The organism is Arthrobacter sp. YA7-1, from assembly GCF_025960325.1.
Lineage (GTDB): Bacteria > Actinomycetota > Actinomycetes > Actinomycetales > Micrococcaceae > Arthrobacter > Arthrobacter bambusae_A.
The window spans coordinates 2,284,833-2,298,949 of record NZ_CP110114.1; the positions used below are offsets into that span (position 1 = coordinate 2,284,833).

At 63.8% G+C, this 14,117-nt stretch carries 14 protein-coding genes; 9 read left to right on the forward strand and 5 right to left on the reverse strand.

Features of this window, described 5'->3' with window-relative positions:
• Positions 1-33: 33 nt before the first annotated feature.
• Together rpsT and OIT41_RS10740 are read right to left on the reverse strand one after the other, a co-directional pair.
• Positions 34-294, reverse strand: coding sequence for a 30S ribosomal protein S20 (gene rpsT, locus OIT41_RS10735; RefSeq protein ID WP_028267110.1), 261 nt, complete (start codon positions 292-294; stop codon positions 34-36).
• Positions 295-465: 171 nt separating this feature from the next.
• Positions 466-1,035, reverse strand: coding sequence for a type II toxin-antitoxin system PemK/MazF family toxin (locus OIT41_RS10740; protein WP_264636451.1), 570 nt, complete (start codon positions 1,033-1,035; stop codon positions 466-468).
• A 147-nt stretch (positions 1,036-1,182) separates the two neighbouring features.
• Here OIT41_RS10740 and lepA point away from each other — a divergent pair, with 147 nt between their 5' ends.
• Both lepA and hemW read left to right on the forward strand, forming a co-directional pair.
• Complete coding sequence (lepA, locus tag OIT41_RS10745; RefSeq protein WP_241710233.1) at positions 1,183-3,036, forward strand: translation elongation factor 4; 1,854 nt, start codon at positions 1,183-1,185, stop codon at positions 3,034-3,036.
• Between the two features lie 78 nt (positions 3,037-3,114).
• Positions 3,115-4,344 carry a radical SAM family heme chaperone HemW gene (gene hemW, locus OIT41_RS10750; RefSeq protein ID WP_264636452.1) on the forward strand — a complete coding sequence of 410 codons (1,230 nt, stop codon included), beginning with the start codon at positions 3,115-3,117 and terminating at the stop codon, positions 4,342-4,344.
• Between the two features lie 54 nt (positions 4,345-4,398).
• On the opposite strand, the gene OIT41_RS10755 is transcribed toward hemW, so the two are convergent.
• Positions 4,399-4,812: a DUF4870 domain-containing protein gene (locus OIT41_RS10755; protein WP_241710231.1), complete on the reverse strand. Its 414-nt coding sequence runs from the start codon at positions 4,810-4,812 to the stop codon at positions 4,399-4,401.
• Positions 4,813-4,915: 103 nt separating this feature from the next.
• Positions 4,916-5,773 carry a DUF3097 domain-containing protein gene (locus tag OIT41_RS10760; RefSeq protein WP_264636453.1) on the reverse strand — a complete coding sequence of 286 codons (858 nt, stop codon included), beginning with the start codon at positions 5,771-5,773 and terminating at the stop codon, positions 4,916-4,918.
• A 187-nt stretch (positions 5,774-5,960) separates the two neighbouring features.
• Here OIT41_RS10760 and hrcA point away from each other — a divergent pair, with 187 nt between their 5' ends.
• The 3 genes from hrcA to OIT41_RS10775 all read left to right on the forward strand — a co-directional run bounded on the left by hrcA (position 5,961) and on the right by OIT41_RS10775 (position 8,950).
• Entirely contained in the window at positions 5,961-6,974 is a 1,014-nt protein-coding gene (gene hrcA / locus OIT41_RS10765) for a heat-inducible transcriptional repressor HrcA (protein ID WP_264636454.1), read from the forward strand.
• Positions 6,975-7,040: 66 nt separating this feature from the next.
• A complete protein-coding gene (dnaJ, locus tag OIT41_RS10770) occupies positions 7,041-8,171 on the forward strand; it encodes a molecular chaperone DnaJ (protein ID WP_241710229.1) in 1,131 nt (376 codons plus the stop codon).
• A 2-nt stretch (positions 8,172-8,173) separates the two neighbouring features.
• Positions 8,174-8,950 (forward strand): 16S rRNA (uracil(1498)-N(3))-methyltransferase, encoded by a 777-nt coding sequence (locus OIT41_RS10775; protein WP_078105118.1) that lies wholly within the window; start codon positions 8,174-8,176, stop codon positions 8,948-8,950.
• A gap of 13 nt (positions 8,951-8,963) precedes the next feature.
• Here OIT41_RS10775 and OIT41_RS10780 read toward each other — a convergent pair whose 3' ends face one another.
• A complete protein-coding gene (locus OIT41_RS10780; RefSeq protein ID WP_241710228.1) occupies positions 8,964-9,851 on the reverse strand; it encodes a GerMN domain-containing protein in 888 nt (295 codons plus the stop codon).
• Between the two features lie 421 nt (positions 9,852-10,272).
• Between OIT41_RS10780 and OIT41_RS10785 the strand changes: the two genes are divergently transcribed.
• The 4 genes from OIT41_RS10785 to era are packed head-to-tail and all read left to right on the forward strand — an operon-like array spanning position 10,273 to position 14,105.
• Complete coding sequence (locus tag OIT41_RS10785; protein WP_241710227.1) at positions 10,273-11,361, forward strand: PhoH family protein; 1,089 nt, start codon at positions 10,273-10,275, stop codon at positions 11,359-11,361.
• Entirely contained in the window at positions 11,358-11,831 is a 474-nt protein-coding gene (gene ybeY, locus OIT41_RS10790) for an rRNA maturation RNase YbeY (protein ID WP_078105121.1), read from the forward strand. Before OIT41_RS10785 ends, ybeY begins: the two co-directional genes overlap by 4 nt.
• Entirely contained in the window at positions 11,828-13,159 is a 1,332-nt protein-coding gene (locus tag OIT41_RS10795; protein WP_078105122.1) for a hemolysin family protein, read from the forward strand. Before ybeY ends, OIT41_RS10795 begins: the two co-directional genes overlap by 4 nt.
• Positions 13,143-14,105, forward strand: a complete 963-nt coding sequence (gene era, locus OIT41_RS10800) for a GTPase Era (RefSeq protein WP_078105123.1) — start codon at positions 13,143-13,145, stop codon at positions 14,103-14,105. Before OIT41_RS10795 ends, era begins: the two co-directional genes overlap by 17 nt.
• The last annotated feature ends 12 nt before the right edge of the window (positions 14,106-14,117 follow it).

A 14,117-nucleotide genomic window follows, 5' to 3' on the forward strand; every position in this document is an offset into this window, starting at 1 on the left:
CCTCACGTTCAGCTCAGTCGAACTGGATAAACCTTAGAGTGCGTTGACCTTTTTGGAGATCGCCGACTTGCGGTTTGCAGCGTTGTTCTTGTGAATAACGCCCTTGCTGACAGCCTTATCCAGCTTACGGCTAGCAGCAACAAGAGCCTTTGCAGCGGCATCCTTGTCCGTGGACTCAACGGCGGTGGCAACGGCGCGGATGGCCGTCTTCAGCTCAGACTTGACGGCGTTGTTACGCAGGCGAGCCTTCTCGTTGGTGAGGATGCGCTTCTTCTGGGACTTGATATTAGCCACGTGTGTGAACTCTCTTTTTAATGCGGAAAATGGTCTAGAGGGTTTTCAGGTTGGCCATCGACTGAGCGGCGTGGGGATGCCTATGGCAGCCAACCATGAGTGGCCGTCGACCTGCACGGACACACAGCCATAAATATTATCAGACTCGGCGCATTTCCGGGGATTTGGTCTCTAGGCCCGGTCGTGTTGCCTATCGAGCCGACGGGCCACCTGCTGAAAGGTGCGTTTGTCGAGGACGGCACCCTCGCGCCGGACGTCCGCCGGATTGATGCGCACCACCCGGTCCACCTTGACCTCGCTGGGCCTCCCCTGGGGGTCCCAGGAGCCGGTGCCGATGTCGACGTAACCATCTGAGCGGCGGCCGTTGTCGTGGTCTTTGCTGGTCAGCATCAGCCCGAGCAGCCACCCGCCGTCGCGCCCGATCAAAAGGACCGGCCGGTCCTTGCCTTGGGAATAGTCCTCTTCATAGGGGACCCAGGACCACACGATCTCGCCAGGGTCGGGCTTGCCGTCGGGGTTGGGGGAGTATCGCGGGGACACGGTGCCGCGGAAGTCGCCAGGGTAGGGGCGGGAGAGTTGCCCGACGCCGGTGCCTGCGCGCCCGGTCCGGCCCGCCTTCGCAGCGTTCCCGGCGTTCGGGGATCGGCGAGGGGGCGTGCCGGCCGGGGCCCCGACGATCCGTCGAAGGTAGCCCAGGGAGCATTTGAGGAGCCTGCCAAGCAAATGTGTGTCCGATGCCATGGCTCCACCGTACTTTCCCTTGCCGCCACAGTGCACAAGCGGCGTCGTGTTCATGGGAGACTATTAGTTCAGATATGCGGCATCGGCCGGAATGGTCCAGACCAGTCCGGAGTCCGGCCGTGTGAGTATCGACAGTAAGGACCCTGCGTGTCTCCCATGGCCCGCACCGCACCGGTGCCCGCCGCGACAGATCCGGCCATCATCCGGAACTTCTGCATCATCGCCCACATCGACCACGGTAAATCCACCCTGGCCGACCGCATGTTGCAGTACACCGGCGTCGTTAAGTCCCGCGACATGAAGGCCCAGTATCTGGACCGCATGGATATCGAACGCGAACGTGGCATCACCATCAAGTCCCAGGCTGTCCGCATGCCCTGGGAACTTGACGGCACCAGCTACGCCCTGAACATGATCGATACTCCCGGTCACGTTGACTTCACCTATGAGGTTTCCCGTTCCCTGGCGGCATGCGAAGGCGCTGTCCTTTTGGTGGACGCCGCTCAAGGCATCGAGGCCCAGACCCTGGCCAACCTCTACCTGGCGATGGAAAACAACCTCACCATCATTCCGGTGCTCAACAAGATCGACCTCCCGGCCGCCCAACCCGAAAAGTATGCGGCTGAACTCGCCAACCTGATCGGCGGCGACCCGGAGGACGTGCTGCGCGTATCAGGCAAGACGGGTGTCGGCGTTGAGGCCCTCCTGGACAAGATCGTCCGCGATCTTCCAGCCCCTGTCGGCGATCCCGACGCACCGGCCCGCGCCATGATCTTCGACTCCGTGTATGACACATACCGCGGCGTGGTCACGTATGTCCGCGTCGTGGACGGCATGCTGCACCCGCGCGAGCGAATCCAGATGATGTCAACCCGCGCCACTCACGAGCTCCTGGAGATCGGTGTCAGCTCTCCGGAACCCACCCCCTCCAAGGGTCTGGGCGTCGGCGAAGTAGGCTACTTGATCACCGGCGTGAAGGACGTCCGCCAGTCGAAGGTCGGCGACACGGTGACCAACCTCGCCAAGCCCGCTTCGGAATCCCTCGCGGGCTACGCCGATGCCAAGCCCATGGTCTTCTCCGGCTTGTACCCCTTGGACGGCACGGACTATCCCGTGCTCAGGGATGCCCTCGAGAAGCTGATGCTCAACGACGCAGCGCTGGTGTATGAACCGGAGACGTCTGCCGCCCTGGGCTTCGGTTTCCGCGTGGGCTTCCTTGGCCTGCTGCACCTGGAAATCACCCGTGAGCGCCTTGAGCGCGAGTACAACCTCGACCTCATCTCCACTGCTCCCAACGTTGAATATGAGGTCACGCTGGAGGATAAGCGGGTCCTGCACGTCACCAACCCGAGCGAATACCCCACCGGCAAGATCGCCGAAGTCCGCGAACCGATGGTGTCGGCCACCATCCTGGCGCCCAATGAGTTTGTGGGCGCCATCATGGAACTGTGCCAGAGCCGCCGCGGCGTTATGGGCGGCATGGACTACCTCTCCGAGGATCGCGTGGAAATCCGGTACCGCTTGCCGCTGGCCGAGATCGTCTTCGACTTCTTCGACATCCTCAAGTCCAAGACCCGGGGCTACGGTTCGCTGGACTGGAAGGCCGACGGCGAGCAGGTCGCCGACCTGGTCAAGGTGGACATCATGCTCCAGGGCGAGCAGGTTGACGCTTTCAGCGCCATCACCCACCGCGACAAGGCTTACGCCTACGGCGTCATGATGACGGGCAAGTTGCGCGAGCTCATTCCCCGCCAGCAGTTCGAGGTGCCCATCCAGGCAGCCATCGGCTCGCGAATCATTGCCCGTGAGAGCATCCGCGCCATCCGCAAGGACGTCCTTGCCAAGTGCTACGGCGGTGACATCACCCGTAAGCGCAAACTTCTGGAAAAGCAGAAGGAAGGCAAGAAGCGCATGAAGATGGTGGGCCGGGTGGAAGTTCCACAGGAAGCTTTCATCGCCGCCCTGACCACCGACGAATCCAAGGACAAGGCCAGGAAGTAATGCGGCTGTTCGCCCGGAACACTGCGGGACCGGCGCACGCTGTAGCGGTGCGTACAGGACAGCCACGAGGGGACGTCTGTGCCTAGCGTTCTTCCCCTCGGGGATCCGGCACCTGCGGATGGCCTTTTGCCGCCGCAAGTGCTTGACGGCGTCGATTCACGGAAGTTTGGACTCTACGTCCACATACCCTTCTGTGCCGTGCGTTGCGGTTACTGCGATTTCAACACCTACACGGCCACGGACCTTGGCGGCGGCGCTTCCCAGGACGCCTACGCTGCTACTGCCATTTCGGAAGTGGAGTTCGCCGTCCGGGCCATGGACGGCTCCGGGTTGCCGCAGCGCCCCCTGAGCACCGTGTTCTTCGGCGGCGGCACCCCGACCCTGCTCCCTGCTGAAGATCTGGCACGCATCCTGACGGCCGCCGTCGGGCGCTGGGGCCTGGAAGCGGGAGCCGAAGTCACCACTGAAGCCAACCCGGACTCCGTGACGCCGGAGTCCCTCCGGCTGCTCGCCGACGCCGGCTTTACGCGGATTTCCTTCGGCATGCAGTCGGCGGTACCTCATGTGCTCAAAGTCCTGGACCGCACGCACACACCGAGCCGCGTCCCCTTGGTGGTCCAGTGGGCGCGCGACGCCGGCCTTGCCGTGAGCCTCGACCTTATCTACGGCACTCCCGGTGAGTCCATGGCTGATTGGCAGGCGTCCCTGGAGACCGCCTTGTCCTACGCCCCGGACCACATCAGCGCCTATGCGCTGATTGTGGAAGAAGGCACCAAGCTGGCTGCACAGATCCGGCGCGGAGAAGTTCCCGGGATCGACGACGACGACCACGCCGCCAAGTACGAACTCGCCGACCAGCTGATCAGCGCCGCAGGGCTGGACTGGTACGAGGTCAGCAACTGGTCCCGCACTCCCGAACAGGCGTGCAAACACAACCTTGCCTACTGGCGGGGAGACGATTGGTGGGGCATCGGGCCCGGTGCGCATTCCCACATGGGCGGCGTCCGCTGGTGGAACGTCAAGCACCCCACCGCCTATGCCAACAGGCTTGGTAGCGGGGCCTCACCGGCCGCTGGACGCGAAACGCTCGACGCCGGAACCCGGGAAGTGGAACGCATCATGCTGGAGGCGCGGCTCGGCACCGGGCTTCAAGTCGACGCGCTCGACAAAGTGGGCCGTCACGCCGTCGCAGGCCTCATTGCCGACGGCCTGGTTGAACCCGCAGCGGCCTTCCAAGGACGGCTGGTCCTGACCCTCAAGGGCCGGCTGCTCGCAGATGCCGTGGTCCGCCGGATCCTTCCGGACTAACGTCCGGCGCGGACGGCGGGCGCGCGAACCGTCATAGGCACCCGCGAAGAACGGCTACTTGATCCAGCGCAGGTTGAAGCGGTAGCGGTGCGGCTGTCCGTGGTTGACGCGGATTCCAGCGGACACCGAGAAGCAGGTCACCGCGACCCAGATTCCCGTGGCAAGGACCGCGAACAGGTTTCCCACCACCGGGAGCAAGACGAGAATGTTGGCGAGCACCGCGGCAATCGTCGGCGGCAAAGTGAAGTTGAGGGCTTCCTTTGATTCCTGGGCCGTGAACGGACCACGTTCGCGGAAGATCAGGTAGATCAGAAGCGAAGGCACGCAGCCAAGGATCCCGCCGAAGTGCGCCAGGGTTGCCCACTGCCGGTCTTCCGAGGCGGTCAAGGGCAGCGCGTTGGCAGGAACGCCGTGGTACTGGGATTGGCCCGAGGTGCCGTCCCGATCGTCAGGAGCGTTGTCTGCCACAGTTTCTTCCTTCGAGTAGCTATAGGTGCGGTGTTGCTGTCCCAGAATACTTGCTCGGCACGGGATCGGACGACCACGTCCGGGCCCGGAGGCATCCAAACCATCATGCGACGGTCAGGAAATCGATCACTTCCTCCACGCGTCCCAACAAAGACGCCTCCAGGTCGGCGTAGCTATGGACGGCGCCCAGAAGCCTCTGCCAACCCAGTCCCACGTCTTCGGCCGTCTCGTGCGGCCAACCGAACGACCTGAGGATGCCGGTCTTCCAATCCGTGCCGCGCGCTACGGTCGGCCATTGTTCGATCCCCAGCACCTTGGGCCGGATTGCCTGCCAGACGTCCACATACGGGTGACCGACGATCAGGACGTTTCCTTTGGCGCCCGGCAACGTCATGGCGCCGGCAGCGATGCGCGACTCCTTCGAATCCGGCACCAGGTGATCAACCAGGATTCCGAGCCGGCGGCCAGGGCCGGGGGAGAAGGCGGCGATGGCCGCCTTGAGATCGTCCACGCCGTGCAAGGGCTCGACGACGATGCCCTCCACCCGCAGATCGTCTCCCCAGACCTTTTCCACAAGTTCGGCGTCGTGCTTGCCTTCCACCCAGATCCGGCTTGCCTTGGCGACCTGCGCCCGCTGGCCGGCCACCCGGACGGAACCCGACGCCGTCCTGCCCGGTTGGGATGCGCCCTTTGCGGCCGCCCCGCGCGGCACCGGCGGGAGGAGCTTCACCGCTTGCCCCTCCAGCAGGAATCCGAAACCAAGCCGGAACGATTTCGCTTTTCCCCGCCGGTCCTCAAGCACCACGATGTGCATGCCTCCGGACTTCTCCACCCTGGTCACGGCCCCGACCCAACCGGACTGCACGTCCTCGAGCACCATTCCGCGTTCAGCGGGCACTTCAGGCAGTTGCCGCTTGGCCGGCGAGGAGAGGTCTTGCGGGCCCCAATTGTCGTAAGACACGGTCTTCACACCACTTTGCGCTAAGGGATCGGTCACGGTCCTTGGAATTCCGCAGGACCGCGCGGGCATCATGTTCGCCGCGAGCGGTACCAATGCTAACAACGAGGTGGCTCATACTAGACTTGTTAGCACTTGGGCATGTTGAGTGCTAACTGTAGAAGTACCGGTTGTTGAATGGAGGTGGGCAGTGAGCGAACCACGCAAGCTTGAAGTGCTACGCGCCATCGTGGAGGACTACGTTCACTCCCGCGAGCCTGTCGGCTCCAAAGCCTTGGTCGAACGGCACCATCTGGGAGTGTCGAGCGCCACCATCCGCAATGACATGGCCCTCTTGGAAGAGGAAGGCCTCATTGCGGCACCGCACACCAGTGCAGGCCGCATCCCCACGGACAAGGGCTACCGCCTGTTCGTGGACCGCATTTCCGAGGTCAAGCCGCTGTCGGCTGCCGAGCGCCGGGCCATCCACTCGTTGCTTGAGGGCCCCGACGACGTCGAGGACATCCTGGAGCGCACGGTCCGGCTCCTGTCCCAACTCACCAACCAGGTCGCCGTCGTCCAGTATCCGCACCTGAGCCGCGCACGCGTCCGGCACATCGAGTTTGTCCTTTTGGCACCGCGCCAGGTCCTGGTAGTGCTGATCGCGGATTCGGGCAAAGTGGAACAAGGCGTTGTACACGCAGCGGCGGACACTGCCGACGAAGAGCTCATGACGTTGCGCGCGCGATTCCTTGGAAGCATTGCTGGCTCACAGCTCGACCTCATGTCCCAAGTCCTGCCCTCGGTGGTGGCCTTGTGCCCGCCGGCGCTCCGGAACCTTGCAGGCGCCCTTGCCCACGGTCTCCAAAGGCTCGCCGACCGGAGCCGCGACGAACGCATGGTCATGGCCGGCACGGCCAACCTGGCCCGCTCCAACGTGGACTTCCCCCTGAGCATCGGCCCTGTCCTCGAAGCGCTCGAGGAGCAGGTGGTCATGTTGCGGCTGCTGTCGGACATGGCGGAAGACCCCCGGGGAGTCACGGTGAGCATCGGCCGCGAAAACCCCTATGACGGCCTCTCCGAGGCTTCGGTGGTTGCCACGGGCTACGGTCCGGGCAGCAGCGCCAAGATCGGCATTCTTGGACCCACCCGCATGGACTACCCCAACACCATGGCGGCCGTCCGGGCCGTCGCACGCTACCTTTCCCGCATTCTGGGCGGTTGACGGCTTCGGCTGGAACCGCCCCGCAAGAAACGCAGTGTACCCGTAATAAAGGAAGAGATACCGACTTTGAGCAGTCACTATGACGTTCTGGGCGTCTCGTCGGAAGCAACCGGCGAGGAGATCAAGAAGGCCTACCGCAAGCTTGCACGTAAGCTCCACCCCGATGTGAACCCCGGGGCCGGCGCTGCGGAGGAATTCAAAGCCGTGACCCACGCTTACGAGGTCCTCTCCGACCCCCAGAAGCGCCGCGTCTACGACGCCACAGGCAACGAGAACGGGACGGACAACGGTTTCGGCGGCGGCTACGCAGGCCAGGGATTCGCGTTCCAGGACATCTTCGACACCTTCTTCGGCGGAGGAGGTGGCGGCATGCAGGGGCCCGCATCACGTATGCGTCGCGGGCAGGACGCCCTCATCAGTGTGCGCATCGACTTGCGCGAGGCTGTCTTCGGCGTCAACAAGAAGCTTGAGGTGGACACTGCTGTCATCTGCCCCACGTGCGAGGGCTCATGCTGCCGCGCGGGCACCCACCCGGAGCGCTGCGACATCTGCGGCGGCTCGGGCCAGGTCCAGCGGGCCGTGCGCTCGATCCTCGGCCAGGTCATGACCGCGGCACCGTGTGGATCGTGCGAAGGTTTCGGCTCGATCATCAAGGATCCTTGCAATGAATGCAACGGCCAGGGCCGCATCCGCAGCCGCCGTTCGCTGACCGTCAAGGTGCCGGGCGGCGTCGCCACCGGAACCCGCATCCAGCTGTCGTCGCAAGGCGAAGCAGGTCCTGCGGGCGGGCCTCCCGGCGACCTCTACGTGGAGATCCGGGTAAACAGCGATTCCACCTACCTTCGTGAAGGCGACGACCTTCATGCAACGCTCAGTGTTCCCATGACCGCCGCGGCATTGGGCACGGAACTGCAGCTTGAGACCTTCGACGGCCCCCAGGAGATCGACGTCAAGTCCGGCACCCAGTCCGGCGAAGTCATCACCCTTCGCGGGCTGGGCGTCACCCACCTGCGCGGCTACGGCAGGGGAGACCTCAAGGTGCACCTGCATGTGGAGACGCCCGGCAAGCTAGACGCCGCCCAGGAAGACCTGCTCCGCCAACTGGCCAAATTGCGCGGAGAGCAGTTCACCGAGGGCAAGCTCGTGGCCAGCGGCGGTATGTTCGCGAAGCTGCGGGACAAGCTCGGTAACCTGTAGCGGTGAGCAACCCCGTATTCTTCACCGCTGCCGGAACCTTGGACGGACTCGGCACCGGTGACACTTTCGTGCTCGACGGCGCCGAAGCCAGGCACGCTGTCACGGTCAAGCGCCTGGAAATCGGCGAAGCGGTCGACATCGCCGACGGTGCGGGTAAGCGGCTCACGGGCACCGTGGCCGGATCCGGGCAGGGTACCTTGACCGTCCTTGCCTCCGCCGTCCAGGAGGAAGGCCGCCCGGCCGTGCGGCTTGTGCTGGTCCAGGCGCTGGCGAAGGGCGACCGTGACGAGCTTGCCGTCGAGACGGCGACGGAACTCGGTATTGACGCCGTCGTGCCCTGGCAGGCCGAGCGTTCCATCGTCCGCTGGAAGGGCGACCGGGCCGCCAAAGCCCACGCGAAGTGGCAATCCGTCGCCACCGCGGCCGCCAAGCAAGCGCGGCGCGCGTGGATTCCCGAGGTGCGTGCCGCCGTCGACGGCTCCGGGCTGGCTGCGGCGGTAGCCGCGGCTGACCTGGCGATCATCCTTCACGAGGACGCGAAACGTCCCTTGCGCGACGTCCTGGAGAATTGGCGCGGCGGGATTTCCGGCGAGGACACCGACGCGGGGCGGGAAGTCCTGCTCATCGTCGGCCCGGAGGGCGGCATTTCACCGCGCGAAGTGACCAAGCTTAGCGACGTCGGCGCCGTCACCGCGCTCTTGGGCCACCACGTGCTTCGCTCGTCGACGGCGGGTCCTGCCGCCGTCGTACTGGCCAGCGACATTCTAGGGCGCTGGTAGGAAGACCCCTCGATCAGCGGACGTTGAAGGAGCGGGTATCCGTCGCGACGTCGGCGTCGTTGGGACCGACCAAGGAGACCCGCAATTCATAGCGGCCGGCTCCGAGCCCCACGGTGAGGCTGAAGACGCCGCCCTGTCCCGGTACGGTCGAAGCGGTGGTCTGCCCGGCCAAGTAGGACGATTTGTCGCCGTTTGAGTTCTCCCGAAGGATTTGCCAGTGCAGTTTCTTCGAGGGGTCCGTGCTCCGACCATTGAACTTGACCGGACCGGCAGGCAAGGTCAGGTCCTCCTGCGGGTCGATGATCCACACGGGTGCCACCACGGTGGCGTCGCGGACCATGGGGTCGCCCAGCTTGACCTGCCCGAACGCCATATAGTCTGTGTGCCCGTCCACCAGGATGGCCACTTTGATCTGCTGTCCGGCATCAATGAGGCCTGAGCTCGCTGCCGCGGCAGTGGCGGTATAGACGAGTTGCTGGATCGCCCGCTGCGCCATCCCGCCGTCGAGATTGGAATTGAACGCGTCACGGGAAACATCCACCGTGACAACGTTCTTACCGGAAATCGTGGTCGCCAGGCTGCTCGGATTCTGCCACGGCGTGAAGTAGTCGTGATCCAACGGCTTCTGGGACATCATGATCCGCAGGGCTGTGGTGATGGGGTTCTCGTTGCCCGGGTTGTCACGGAATTCGCGGTACAGGAAGGTGTCAGTGTCGCTGCGGCCGATCCAATACACAGGGATCTTGTTCGAGGCCTGCGTCGTTTCGAGCGGAGCATTGCTGTCGGGGGCCGCCTGCAGGGCGACTGTCGGAGTGGGGATCGGCGTCGTGGAACCCTGTCCCGTGCGATCTGCGATGCAACCCGACAGGAACATGGCAGCCGTCAAGGCGGTCACAAGCATGGCGGAACGTTTCCGGATGCGAGTGCCGTGTGGAGTGACGGCTGGCCTGGTGATGGTGGATTCCTGCTCGTGTTCTGCCGCTGTGGTGCGGGGGAGTCGTGCGCCCGGTTTCGGGCACAGGGGCATTTTTGCCCATGAATCAGCTTGTCATAGTCCCGCGGGCGCCGGTTGGCGTTTCGATACTCCGGCGGCGAACTGCAATCCGATTGATACGAGGTCGATGCCGAGTTGATACCAAAGCGCACGGATCCGCCGCCCTGCAGCCCCGACGGGCACGGCCCGGAACCATCCGGGAGACTGGCTGGCGTAGGATTGAAAGCAATCCGAGGCCCGCGATCCTGCGCCCATCCAGCACACGGACATCGGAGAAAATCGATGGACATCACCAAGCCGGAGGAGCACAGGCCGCAAGGCCAGCACTATGACAGAATCATTGAACGGGCGGCCCAAGGCCGGCAGCGTTGACACAGGTCCGGCCGAGTTCCCGCACTCTGTCCCGGGCGCCCGGACGGAAGTTGTCATCTTCGACAACTCGGATCAGATGGTTCAGACCCTTGGCAGCCATGACGAGGCGTTGCGCTACATCGAAGCCCAGTTCCCCGGTGTCGACTTTCATGTGCGCGGCAACGAGCTCTCCTTCAGCGGCCCGTCAAGCGATGTTCCCCGGATCATGCGCCTCCTGGAAGAAGTCCGCGGCCTGGTCGGCAAGGGGACGGTCATCACACCGGACGTCCTCCAACAGCTCGTTTCCTTGTTGCGCAGCCAGTCCCTGCAGAACCCCGTGGAAATCCTGACCCACAACATTCTTTCGAGCCGCGGACGCACCATCCGCCCCAAAACGCTGAACCAGAAGAACTATGTCGACGCCATCGACGACAACACCGTGATCTTCGGGATCGGCCCGGCGGGCACCGGCAAGACGTACCTGGCGATGGCAAAAGCCGTTCAGGCTTTGCAGCTCAAGGAAGTCAGCCGGATCATCCTCACCAGGCCTGCCGTCGAGGCAGGGGAACGCCTCGGCTTCCTGCCGGGAACGCTGAGCGACAAGATCGACCCGTACCTCCGTCCTTTGTACGATGCCCTGCACGACATGATGGACCCGGAATCGATCCCGCGGCTCATGGCGGCCGGGACCATTGAGGTGGCACCGCTTGCCTACATGCGCGGCCGCACGCTCAACGACGCGTTCATCATCCTCGATGAAGCCCAGAACACCACCGCAGAGCAGATGAAGATGTTCCTGACCCGCCTGGGCTTCGGCTCGAAGATGGTCGTGACGGGCGATATCACCCAGGTGGACCTGCCTTTCGGCGCCACGTCCGGGCTGCGCATCGTCCAGGAAATCCTCAACGGGATCGATGGCGTGAACTTTACGATGCTCGACGCGTCCGACGTCGTCAGGCACCGGCTCGTTGCCGACATCGTGTCCGCCTACAGCATCTGGGATGAAAAGCACCGGGTGCGTGCCCAGCACACGCCCATCCACGACAAACGGGGAGAACACCGATGAGCATCGAGGTCAACAACGAGTCCGGCGTCCAGGTGGACGAGGCACAATTGGTGACGCTTTCACGCTTCATCTTCGAGCGGCTCTACATTCACCCCCAGGCCGAACTCTCCATCCTTTTGGTGGACGAACCCGCCATGGAAAAACTCCACATCGAGCTCATGGACGAACCCGGCGCCACCGATGTCCTGTCTGTTCCGATGGACGAGCTGACGCCGGGAACACCGGGCAAGCCGGCCCCGCAGGGCATGCTGGGCGACATCGCCATCTGCCCGCAAGTGGCCGAGGTCCAAGCGCGCAACGCCGGTCATTCAACGCAGGATGAAATGCTCCTGCTCTGCACGCACGGAATCCTTCACCTGCTCGGTTTCGACCACGCCGAGCCGGAGGAAAAAGAAGAGATGTTCGGCCTGCAGCGTGAGCTGCTGTCCGCGTTCCTTGGCAAGGATGCCCCCATGGAGACCATGCAGTGACATCACTCATCCTGGTCGGGATGGCGTTGGTGTTCCTCAGTTTCGTCGCCCTGCTGACCGCGGCTGAAGCTGCCTTCACTTTCCTGCCGCGGCATGACGCAGAGCAAGCCGTCGTCAAGAGCCGGGGGAATTCGCTCCGCAGCATCCTCGCCCAGCCCGTCGCGCACATCCGCGCGCTGCGGTTCTGGCGGGTCTGGTTCGAGATGGCGGCTGCGGTGGCCGTCGCCGTCGTCATGCACAGCCTCCTCGAGAACGTCTGGCTTGCCGGTTTGGCGGCGACAGGCATCATGGCCGTCATAGGATTCGTTTTGGTGGGTGTCTCGCCGCGCCAACTTGGACGCGCGCACTCGGGAGGCGTGGTTCGCTACTCGGCTCCGCTCATCAGGTTCCTGTGTTGGATCCTTGGTCCCATTCCCGGCTGGCTCGTGGCGATCGGCAGTACGGTCGCACCCGGTGCACCCAGCGGCGATGAAGCTTTCTTCAGCGAGGAAGAATTCCGCGAACTGGTCGACAGGGCCACGGAATCCGACATGATCGAGGACAGCGAGGCCGAACTCATCCAGTCGGTCTTCGACTTCGGAGACACACTGGTCCGCTCGGTAATGGTCCCTCGAACCGACATTGTGAGCATCGAGTCCGGGTCCAGCCTGGAACAGGCCATGGCCTTGTTCCTGCGCTCGGGGTACTCAAGGATCCCCGTCATCGGCGAAAACGCCGACCAGATCCGGGGCATCCTCTATTTGAAGGACGTCGCGGCCGCATTGCACCGCCCCGACCAGCCGTCAGTGCGCCAGGACGTTGACGCCATAGCGCGCGAAGCACGCTTCGTTCCCGAATCGAAGCCTGTCAGCGACCTCCTGAGCGAGCTTCAGCAAGAGTCCACGCACGTCGCGGTCGTCATTGACGAATACGGCGGCACGGCAGGACTGGTGACGCTCGAGGACCTCATTGAGGAGATCGTGGGGGAGATCGTCGACGAGTACGACTCCAACGATGCCGAGGTCACTGACCTTGGTGACGGCACGTACCGCGTCAGTTCCCGGATGAGCATCGACGACCTCGGCGAGCTTTTCGACATAGACCTCGACGACGACGAAGTGGACACGGTGGGCGGCCTCCTGGCCAAGACCCTGGGCAAAGTGCCGATCGTAGGCAGTGCGGTGGAGGTGGATGGGATCTCCTTGAAAGCCGATAGGCTGGAAGGCCGGCGAAACCGGGTCAGCCATATCATTGCGGCAGCCATTCCAAAAGAAGACACTGACCTTGAAGACCTTCTCGACGAGGCCGATACAACGCAACAGGGAGTTCCACGTGAGCAAGCACAATAAGAAGTTCGACGCCGATCAGGACTTCGGCGGCTTCCACGCAGGATTCTCGGTTCTTGTCGGCCGTCCCAATGCCGGGAAGTCCACCCTCACCAACGCTTTGGTAGGCCAGAAGGTGGCCATCACCTCGGCGAAGCCGCAGACCACGAGGCACACGATCCGCGGCATTGTCCATCGGGAGGACGCCCAACTCATCCTGGTGGACACTCCGGGCCTGCACCGCCCGCGCACCCTCCTTGGCAAGAGGCTCAACGATCTCGTCGCGGACACCCTCTCCGAAGTGGACGCCATCGGTTTTTGCTTGCCGGCCAACGAAAAGATCGGGCCGGGTGACAAGTACATCGCAGCCCAGCTCGCCGCCGTCGGACGCAAGCCCATCATCGCCTTGGTCACCAAGACCGACCTGGTGGACCGCCAGGCGCTGACCGAGCAGCTCTTGGCGGTCGCCGCCCTGGGCCGCGAAGTCCTCGGCGAACAAGGCTGGGCCGATATCGTCCCGGTTTCGGCGACCGACGGCTTCCAGGTCAGCACTGTGGCCGACGTCCTCATCGGCCACATGCCGCCTTCCCCGCCGCTCTACCCGGACGGTGAACTCACCGATGAACCGGAGGCTGTCATGGTGGCCGAGCTTATCCGGGAGGCAGCTCTGGAGGGCGTCCGCGACGAACTTCCGCACTCCTTGGCTGTGGTGGTGGAGGAAATCCTGCCCCGCGAAGGACGCTCGGAGGACAACCCGCTCCTCGACGTGCGGGTGAACCTGTACGTTGAGCGCCCGTCCCAGAAGGCCATCATCATTGGCAAGGCCGGAAGCCGGCTGCGCGAGGTCGGAACGAACGCCCGCAAGGGAATTGAGGCCCTCCTGGGAACCAAGATCTACCTCGACCTGCACGTGAAAGTGGCCAAGGACTGGCAGCGCGACCCGAAGCAACTCGTGAAGCTGGGATTCTAGCCGCTGGGGAAT